Annotated in this window: 9 protein-coding genes; 3 read left to right on the top strand and 6 right to left on the bottom strand. The window is 72.6% G+C overall.

Annotated elements, in window-relative coordinates; translation table 11 throughout:
- Positions 1-152: 152 nt before the first annotated feature.
- The gene (locus ACZ6S6_RS15100; RefSeq protein WP_362963421.1) at positions 153-647 is read left to right on the top strand and encodes a MarR family winged helix-turn-helix transcriptional regulator; all 495 of its coding nucleotides are present in this window, start codon (positions 153-155) and stop codon (positions 645-647) included.
- Between the two features lie 76 nt (positions 648-723).
- Here ACZ6S6_RS15100 and ACZ6S6_RS15095 read toward each other — a convergent pair whose 3' ends face one another.
- The 4 genes from ACZ6S6_RS15095 to ACZ6S6_RS15080 all read right to left on the bottom strand — a co-directional run bounded on the left by ACZ6S6_RS15095 (position 724) and on the right by ACZ6S6_RS15080 (position 4,010).
- Positions 724-1,482 carry a Mut7-C RNAse domain-containing protein gene (locus ACZ6S6_RS15095; protein ID WP_469705905.1) on the bottom strand — a complete coding sequence of 253 codons (759 nt, stop codon included), beginning with the start codon at positions 1,480-1,482 and terminating at the stop codon, positions 724-726.
- Positions 1,483-1,570: 88 nt separating this feature from the next.
- The gene (locus tag ACZ6S6_RS15090) at positions 1,571-2,410 is read right to left on the bottom strand and encodes an NAD(P)H-binding protein (RefSeq protein ID WP_362963417.1); all 840 of its coding nucleotides are present in this window, start codon (positions 2,408-2,410) and stop codon (positions 1,571-1,573) included.
- 129 nt (positions 2,411-2,539) lie between these two features.
- Positions 2,540-3,082, bottom strand: coding sequence for a GNAT family N-acetyltransferase (locus ACZ6S6_RS15085; RefSeq protein ID WP_469705904.1), 543 nt, complete (start codon positions 3,080-3,082; stop codon positions 2,540-2,542).
- A gap of 106 nt (positions 3,083-3,188) precedes the next feature.
- Positions 3,189-4,010, bottom strand: a complete 822-nt coding sequence (locus tag ACZ6S6_RS15080) for a DUF6597 domain-containing transcriptional factor (protein ID WP_469705903.1) — start codon at positions 4,008-4,010, stop codon at positions 3,189-3,191.
- 151 nt (positions 4,011-4,161) lie between these two features.
- Here ACZ6S6_RS15080 and ACZ6S6_RS15075 point away from each other — a divergent pair, with 151 nt between their 5' ends.
- Positions 4,162-4,734 carry a TIGR03086 family metal-binding protein gene (locus ACZ6S6_RS15075; protein WP_469705902.1) on the top strand — a complete coding sequence of 191 codons (573 nt, stop codon included), beginning with the start codon at positions 4,162-4,164 and terminating at the stop codon, positions 4,732-4,734.
- Here ACZ6S6_RS15075 and ACZ6S6_RS15070 read toward each other — a convergent pair.
- A complete protein-coding gene (locus tag ACZ6S6_RS15070) occupies positions 4,667-4,984 on the bottom strand; it encodes a hypothetical protein (RefSeq protein WP_469705901.1) in 318 nt (105 codons plus the stop codon). The two genes, ACZ6S6_RS15075 and ACZ6S6_RS15070, sit on opposite strands and share 68 nt — an antisense overlap.
- A 325-nt stretch (positions 4,985-5,309) precedes the next feature.
- Between ACZ6S6_RS15070 and ACZ6S6_RS15065 the strand changes: the two genes are divergently transcribed.
- Positions 5,310-6,881 (top strand): hypothetical protein, encoded by a 1,572-nt coding sequence (locus tag ACZ6S6_RS15065; protein ID WP_469705900.1) that lies wholly within the window; start codon positions 5,310-5,312, stop codon positions 6,879-6,881.
- 63 nt (positions 6,882-6,944) lie between these two features.
- On the opposite strand, the gene ACZ6S6_RS15060 is transcribed toward ACZ6S6_RS15065, so the two are convergent.
- A complete protein-coding gene (locus ACZ6S6_RS15060; protein WP_469705899.1) occupies positions 6,945-8,258 on the bottom strand; it encodes an NAD(P)-binding domain-containing protein in 1,314 nt (437 codons plus the stop codon).
- Positions 8,259-8,278 lie beyond the last annotated feature (20 nt).

Here is an 8,278-nt window from a genome sequence, read left to right as displayed (position 1 = left end):
CCACCGGGGACGAGTACGTCTTCTGAGACCACCGGGGACGAGTACGTCTTCTGAGACCACCGGGGACGAGTACGTCTTCTGAGACCACCGGGGACGAGTACGTCTTCTGAGACCACCGGGGACGACTGAACTCTGCTTCGTACACTTTCTGCATGCCGCAGAAGTCCTCCGACCCCCGTCGCACCGCGATGCTCGCCGAGCTCTCGGTCGTGTCGCGCCGCTACATGGCCGCGTACGCCCTGTTCAACCAGGCCGTCGCCGACCGGCTGCGGCTCCACCCCACCGATCTCCAGTGCCTCAACCTGCTCAGCCTGGAGGCGGCTCCCGTCACCACGGGGCGGATCGCGGAGCTGACCGGGCTCACCACGGGGTCCGCGACCCGGCTGGTCGACCGGCTGGAGCGGGCCGGTTACGTCACGCGCGCCCGGGACACGGTGGACCGGCGGCGGGTGCTCGTCGCGACGGTGCCCGCGCGGATGGCGGAGTTCGGGGCGGTCTGGGAGCAGCTGAACGGCGGCTGGGCGGCCATGTTCGATGCCTACGGCGACGACGAGGTCGCGCTGCTCATCGCCCATATGCGGCGGACCGTGGAGCTGAGCGCGGTGCAGATCGCGGGGCTGCGGGAGGGCGACAGCGGGCCGGGGTGAGAACGGGACCGGGTGAGGGCGACAGCGGGCCGGAGGTGAGAACGGGATCGGGTGAGGTTTGGGTGCCGCGTCGCGCTCAGTCGCCGGACGGGTCCGGGGGCCCGGCGGGGGAGCCGCCGAAGTCGCGGACCGCTTCGGTGACGATCGCCTCCAGCCGGGCGTGGTGGGCGCCGCGCCAGTACACCCGGTCGCACTCCGTGCACTGCGCGAAGACGTCGTACGAGCGCTGCGTGCCGTCCTCAAGGCGTGCGCCCACGGTGTCCTTGTCGGCCGCCGCCAGCCGTCCGTTGCACGCGGTGCACCGGCTCCACGGGGCGAGTACGGGCGCGAACCGCTCCAGTACGTCTCGCAGTTGCTCCTCGGGCCGGTCGCTGTAGACGTACGCCCCCGCCCAGATCTCCCGCCGGTGGAGCAGCCCCCGGTCCCGGGAGAGCAGGACGCGCCGCTCCTGCGCCGAGCGCGTGGCCAGTGCGGGGTCGCCGATGTCCTCGTACTCGTAGGCGGCGTCCACGCCGAGCAGCCGCAGCCGTCGCGCGAGGGTGCCGAGGTGGACGTCGAGGAGGAAGCGCAGGGGCGCGCCCGGCACCTGCTGCGGGCGCCGCACCGCGTGGACGTCGACCACTTCGCCCGCGACGGGAATGTGTGACACCGGGACCGGGCGGCCGTCGACGAGGAGTTGTCCGGCCTCGGTGAGCGGGACCCCGAGCGACTCGACGACATGGCCGAGGGTGGACGAGCCGTCGGTGGTCACGGCCGTCCGCCCGCTGCGGCGTTCGTGGGCGACGAAGAGCCTTAGTTCAGGGGCGACTTCGAGGTGGATCTGCGGTCCGTTCACCTGGTCAGGATGCCATTGGGCCGGGTGCGTGGGCCACGGGTTTCGGCCGGGGCGGGGGTGCGGTGGGTGCCGGTGGCTGCCGTGCGGCTCAGGCGCGGAAGGCGGCGGCGTGCTCTGTGGCCCAGGCGCCGAACGTGCGAGCCGGGCGGCCGGTGAGCTTCTCTGTGTCGCCGGTGACCTCGGCCGGTGAACCGTCGGTGGTGGCCCAGTAGCTGAGCAGCCCCTCGGCGATCTCCGCCGGTACGAAGGGGGAGACGGACTCCTTCCAGGCGTCCCGGCTCACGGCGTTGACGGTCACGGGGGTGCCGGAGGACGCGGCCAGCAGCTCGACCTGCTCGGTGGCGGTGAGCGACTCGGGGCCGGTCAGGTGGTACGCCGCGCCCTGGAACCGGGTGTCGGTGAGAACGGTCAGGGCCGCCTCCGCGATATCGGTCTCGTCGATCGGGCTGGTCTGGCTGAGGGGGTAGGGCAGGTCCACCGGGTGCCCGCTCCGGAAGGCGCCCGACCACTGGTACGCGTTGCCCGCGAAGGCGCCGGGCCGCAGGAGCGTCGCGGTGAGGGGCGAGGCGGTCAGGGCCTCTTCCACCGCGTGGTGCGAGGCGGCGATCGGGTTGGTGGCGGCATCCGGGGTGAGTACCGCGCTGGACGAGAGCAGCACGATGTGCCCGACCCCGGCGGCCCGTGCGGCGGCGAGGAAGTCGTCGACGCGGGAGGGCTCGGCGTACAGGAAGACGGAGTCGACGCCTTCCAGCGCGGCCGCGAAGGTCGCCGGGTCCCCGAGATCGCAGGCCGCGGCCGGGATGCCGGCCGGGAGCGAGAGCTCGGCGGGGTTGCGGGACGCGGCACGGACTGCGTGGCCGCCGCGGTGCAGGAGCGAGACGAGCGTGGAGCCGACGCGGCCGCGGCATCCGGTGACGAGCGTGAGCATGGCGGTGGGTCTCCTCGGTGTCTGGCTGTGGTGCGCATAAACTGCGCGACGCAGCTGAATATCCAGGAGGCGGGCCCGGCCGTCAAACGCTTTGCGCGCGGGGCGCGAGCGCCGCGGCCGGGTCAGCGGTCAGTAATCCGAGTGGAGGCCCGGTTGGAGGTCCAGCCGCCAGTCGTTCGTCAGCAGCGGATGGCCCGGCGGGTACTCGACCTCGCACTCGCCGAGCAGGGTGAACCCCGCCTTGCGGCACACCCCGTTCGACGCGCCGTTGGCCACGGACGGGTATGCGTGCAGATAGCGGTGCCGGTGCTCGGCGCGCGCCTGCTCGGCCACGGCCGCGGTCGCGGCGGACGCGATGCCCCGCCCCTGGAACCCCGCGAGAACGGCCCACCCCGTCTCGTACACCTCCTGGCCCCGCCAGGTGCGCTCCCAGAACCCGATGGTGCCCACGGCCTCGTCCTCGCCGGTCAGCGCGATGCGGAACATCCTGCCCCGGCCCGTCCGGTCCGCGCTCAGCGTCACGTAGCGGCCGTGACGCCCTATGAGCTGCTCCTCCGACTCGGGGCCGCCCAGATGGCCCATCAGCTCCGGTGCGTTGGCACGGCGGAGCAGCTCCAGGTCGCTCTTTGACCAGGGCTCGATCCGTACGGACGATGCTGTGGTGCGCTCCATGCCAGAACTGTAGGACGGGGCACTGACAGTCAGCGGGAGTTCGGCGGGCAGCCCTGGCCGGTAAGCGGCCGGTAAGTGGCCGGTGAACAGGCGGTCAGTGGGCGGGTCAGCGGCCGGTCAGCGCGGTCGGCGGCACGCCCACCGTCGCCGTGAAGTCCCTGATCAGGTGCGCCTGGTCGCTGTAGCCGAGATCCGCGGCGAGCGCCGCCCAGTCCACGTCCGGCTCCGATTCGGCGCGTTCCAGCGCCTCGTGGATGCGATAGCGGAGGATGACCCACTTGGGGCCCACACCGACGTACGTGGCGAACAGCCGCTGGAGCGAGCGCACCGACACCCCCTCGGCACGGGCGAGTCCGCTGACGCGGCGGACCGTGCGGTCGGTGCGGATCAGCTCGGCCAGGGCCATCGCCCGGTCGGCCTGCGGATCCGGTTCGGGGCCGAGCGCCAGCAGGTACGCGTCGAGCGCCGCGATCCGCTCGTCCTCCGGGCCGGGGTCCAGGACGGCGGACGGCGCGGCGGGCGGCACGAACACCTCGGCCGCCGGAACCCGGCGCCCCGTCCACTCCGCCACCGGCCGGTCCGGTGCGAACGGGTGGAAGCCACCGGGCCGGAACTGCACCCCGCAGACCCGCCCGCGCCCCTCCAGCTTCTGGGTGAACAGCTCCAGGCCGATGCCCGAGACCTCGGCGAATCCGGCCTCGTCGTCGCCGCAGCCCGCGTACCGCTCGAAGACCAGGTTGACGCTGGGGTGGGGGACCAGGTGGGAGGTGTAGGGCTCGGGCAGATCCCAGTCGATCAGCCAGTAGTGCTCCAGGTACGGACGCAGCGCGGGGGCGGGTTCGCGCCGCCGGAACCGTACGTTCGTGAACAGTTCGGAGGCGTCGACGATGCCGCGGGTGTCACGCCGGGGACCTCGGTGGCCAGCCATGACGGCCGATCCTATGCCGCGGCCGACCCCGTGTCCGCCTGTCCGGTCCGCCTGTCGCGTCCGCAGGTCCGGTCCGCTGTCGTATCCGCAGGTCCGGTCCGCTGTCGTGTTTCTTCAAGACCCGGGCCGCCGCCGCGCGCATGGTCGAACCATGAAGAAGATCAGTGAATTGCTGGATGCGGCGGCCGGCGGCGCGCTGCCCGTGGTCCGTGGGATCGACGACAGCCGGCTGGGCGGTCCCACACCTTGCGCGCAGTACGACGTCCGCGCCCTGGTCAGCCACCTCACCCAGGTGGTCGTCAACTTCACGGCCCTGGCGTTCCGGCAGGACGTGGAGTTCGGTGAGGCCCCGGACGCGGTCACCGGGGACTGGCGCGACCGCTTCGGCGAGCAGACGGCCGCGCTGGTCGAAGCGTGGGCCCGGCCCGGCGCGGAGGACGGGACCGCGGGTTCCATGGGGTTCCCGGCCCGGACCGTCGGCCACATGGTGCTCGTCGACCTGACCGTCCACGTGTGGGACCTGGCCCGCGCGACCGGTCAGGAATTCGTGCCGGACCCGGACGTGGTGAACGAGCTCGCCCCGGCCATGGCCGCGATGGCGCCGAAGGCCCGGGAGGCGAAGATGTTCGGCGAGCCGTTCCCCGTACCGGAGGGGGCTAGCCCCTTCGTGCGGGTGCTGGCACTGACCGGTCGCGACCCTGGCTGGCAGCCGCCCCTGGGGTGACGCCCGTGGCCGGAAAGCGTGCGCCCGGCGTACTCGGTCCGTCGTACAGCGCGCCGACGGACTCGTACGCGCTGTCCACGATCCTCTCGGCGTCCACCAGCATCGCGCGCTCGGCGAGCCGGGCCGCCTGATGGGTGTACGGGGACGGCGGCGCCGGGTGCCGGCGCCGCCACCAGCTCTCACCCGCGGCGTAGATGCCGCCGGCGAAGACCAGCACGGGGATGGACAGGGCAAGCAGAGTGTCGCCCATGGCAGGCCTCCCTCAGGTTCCGTGCCTCCTGCATCGGCAGGTTCGACAGGTCAGCTGAAGATCACTCTTCGGCCAATGAATGGCCGGATAGGACTGGCCGAGAGGCGCCCGCCGTGCAGGCGGGCGTCCGGGGGCGAACGGGCCGGGCCGTGTGTTCTGCACGGTGACCGCGACGAGCAGGTGAATAATAGCTCCGGTTTGTCCTTTGGAGTCCGATACGCATAGATTCCTGTCGCGCTGCCTGCGAACTGCGAACTGCGAGCCCTCGAAGCACAGTTGAGCGACGACGCGATCCCTCACCCATCGGCTGGGAGGACCCGCCCACATGTCCGGAACCGTCAACCGGTGGACCGCCGCGCTGCGCAGAGGCTGGCAGGACGGCACGCTGTGGCCGTGGTGCCTGGCGGCCCTCGCGGCGGCCTGCGGATACGCCGTGGCCACCGTCTTTCACCCCGGGTACCTCAGTGCGGACAGCAACACCCAGCTGTGGCAGGCGCTGGGGGACGAACCGGTGAACGACTGGCATCCACCCGTGATGGCACTCGCGTGGCGGCTGCTCATCCGGATCACGGGGGACTTCTCGGCCATGGCCGCCCTCCAGGCCGCCGTGCTGTGGGGGACGCTGTGGGTCCTGGCCCGGCTGGTGTGGAAGAAGACCGGCAGCCGCGCGCTCTCCCTCGCGGTGCTGGCCGTCGGCTTCGCGCCGCACATCATGAACCTCACGGGAGTGGTGTGGAAGGACGTGCACCTCGCGTACGCGCTCCTCGCGGTCTTCGCGATCGCGCTCACCGTGCGTGACCTGCCACGGGACCGGACCAGGACCCGCTGGGCCCTGCTGGTGCTGGGCACGCTGTTCCTCGTGTACGCCGCCCTCGTGCGGAAGAACGGTATCCCCGCCGCGATCCCGGTCTTCGCCCTGCTGGTCCTCGCGGCATGGCCCGCCCCGGGCCGACGCCGCTGGCTGGCCGCCACCGGTGTCTTCACCGTGGCCGTGATCGCCGGCAGCGCCGGGGTGTCCGCCGTCACGGCCCCCTTGGCCACCCGGGTGTACGCGGTGATCCCGGTGGACGATCTCGCCCATGTGCTCACCCCGGCCCAGATGCGCACCGCCGCCGAACAGGCCGGCGCGAGCGCGGACTTGCGCGACCGCCTGGTCACCACCGCCACCACCTGCCAGAAGTGGCACATCACCTCCGACGCGTACCTCCAGTGCTTCCCCCGCGACCGGCCCTTCGACGTGACGTATCTGGACCGGCACGCCGACGTCGTCGTCCGGATGTGGATGCGGCAGATGCCACGGCACTGGAAGGGCTACGCCGAGTACCGGGGCCGGGTCTTCACCAAGCTGCTCTTCCAGAGCAACCAGGTCTTCTGGAACGGCACCCACGTCAATGCCGGCGCCCGGCTGCACCCCGAGGTACGCAAGGAGCCGCTGAACGACACGCTGAGATTCGCCCTGCAGAACTACGTGACCGGCTTCGCCCGCGACCTGCCGATGCTGTTCCAGGGCTGGTTCTGGCTGGCCGTCTCGCTGGTCCTCGTGCTGCGCCGCCGGTGGCCCGGCCCCTACGCCCGCGAACTCCGGCTCATCGGGGCCAGCTCACTCCTGTACATCCTCGCCTACCTGCCCACGGCGCCCGAGTCCAACTACCGTTACGTGTACTGGCCCGCGCTCTCCGGGACCGTCGCCCTCACCCTCGTCGCGACCGCCTTCGCGGCCCGTCGCCGCGCGGCGACCGACGTTTCCGACGGTACCGCCGGCACCTCCGGCACCGCCGACGAGCCGGACACCCGTCCCGCCGTGCTGCCGGCCGCCGTGCCCAGCCCGGTCAGGGCCGCACGTCCTGAGACGGCGGCAAGCATCCCGAACAGCAGCGGGCATCCGCCGTACTCGTGACATGACGTTCCTCCTGACGCGGAACGGAAGCGCCCCGGCCGGGGGTGGCCGGGGCGCGGTGGTTCAGGACCCGCAGCACCCGCCGGACGCCGTGTCCTCGGCGGCCGCGGCCGGGTCGTCGAAGAGTCCGGCGCCGCCGCAGACCCCGGTTTCGGGGAGGGCGAGTTCGACGCGGTCGGCGGCTTCGGTGTCGCCGGCGAGGGCGGCGGTGACGGAGCGGACCTGCTCGTAGCCGGTCATGGCGAGGAAGGTCGGGGCGCGGCCGTAGGACTTCATGCCGACCAGGTAGACGCCCTGCTCGGGATGGGACAGCTCGCGGTGACCGTGCGGGTAGACGGTGCCGCAGGAGTGCTGGTTCGGGTCGATGAGCGGGGCGAGCTCCACCGGCGCCTGTAGGCGCTCGTCCAGGGCGAGGCGGAGCTCCGACAGGAACGACAGGTCGGGGCGCAGGCCCGTCAGGACGATGACTTCGTCCACCGGGTCCAGGCGCCGGCCGTCCTCACCGACGAGAACCAGGCGGTCGTCGTCGGCGGGCTCGATGACCTCGGTACGGAAGCCGGTGACCGCATCGGCGTGTCCGTTGTCGACGGCGGCCTTGGCGGCCAGGCCCAGGGCGCCGCGGGCGGGAAGCTGATCGGCGGAGCCGCCCCCGAAGGTGGAGCCGCTGATGCCGCGGCGCAGGATCCACACGGAGTGGGTGCCGGGCTCCTCCTTCGCGACGTCGGCGAGGGCGGCGAGGGCGGTGAAGGCGGAGGCGCCCGAGCCGATGACGGCAGTGCGCCTGCCCGCGTACCGGGCACGGACGGCCGGGTCCTTGAGGTCGGGAACGCGGTAGGAGACGCGGGCGGACGCGGCGTGCTCGCCCAGGGCGGGGAGCCCGTCGGCACCGATCGGGCCGGGGGTTGACCAGGTACCGGACGCGTCGATCACGGCCCGGCCCAGAATCCGCTCCTCGCCGCCGCCGGCGAGCGCGACGCGGACGGTGAAGGGCTGCTGCTCCCGGTCCGCGTCCACGATCCGGTCCCGGCCCAGGCGGGAGACCCCGGTGACGGTGGCGCCGTAGCGGACCCTGTCCCCGAGGGCGTCGGCGAGCGGCTGGAGGTACCGCCCGGCCCAGTCGCCGCCCGTGGGGCAGGTGTCCGCGTCGGGCTCGGCCCAGCCGGTCGGTGCCAGGAGCTTCCTGGCGGCCGGGTCGGTCAGTTCGCCCCAGGTGGAGAACAGCCGCACGTGCGACCAGCCCCGCACCGCGGTTGCGGCCGACGGGCCGGCCTCCAGGACCAGCGGTTCGATGCCCCGCTCGACGAGATGGGCGGCGGCCGCCAGCCCGGCGGGGCCGGCGCCGATGACGACGACCGGGAGATCTGCGGTGATGGTCATGGCGGTGATGTCCTCCAGGG

The organism is Streptomyces sp. NPDC048671 (assembly GCF_055587045.1).
This window is presented reverse-complemented; position numbering and strand designations above follow the sequence as displayed.

Coding starts and splice junctions, on each gene's coding strand:
- ACZ6S6_RS15100 (WP_362963421.1), top strand. CDS start 153: ATGCCGCAGAAGTCCTCCGACCCCCGTCGCACCGCGATGCTCGCCGAG.
- ACZ6S6_RS15090 (WP_362963417.1), bottom strand. CDS start 2,410: ATGCTCACGCTCGTCACCGGATGCCGCGGCCGCGTCGGCTCCACGCTC.
- ACZ6S6_RS15085 (WP_469705904.1), bottom strand. CDS start 3,082: ATGGAGCGCACCACAGCATCGTCCGTACGGATCGAGCCCTGGTCAAAG.
- ACZ6S6_RS15080 (WP_469705903.1), bottom strand. CDS start 4,010: ATGGCTGGCCACCGAGGTCCCCGGCGTGACACCCGCGGCATCGTCGAC.
- ACZ6S6_RS15075 (WP_469705902.1), top strand. CDS start 4,162: ATGAAGAAGATCAGTGAATTGCTGGATGCGGCGGCCGGCGGCGCGCTG.
- ACZ6S6_RS15070 (WP_469705901.1), bottom strand. CDS start 4,984: ATGGGCGACACTCTGCTTGCCCTGTCCATCCCCGTGCTGGTCTTCGCC.
- ACZ6S6_RS15065 (WP_469705900.1), top strand. CDS start 5,310: ATGTCCGGAACCGTCAACCGGTGGACCGCCGCGCTGCGCAGAGGCTGG.
- ACZ6S6_RS15060 (WP_469705899.1), bottom strand. CDS start 8,258: ATGACCATCACCGCAGATCTCCCGGTCGTCGTCATCGGCGCCGGCCCC.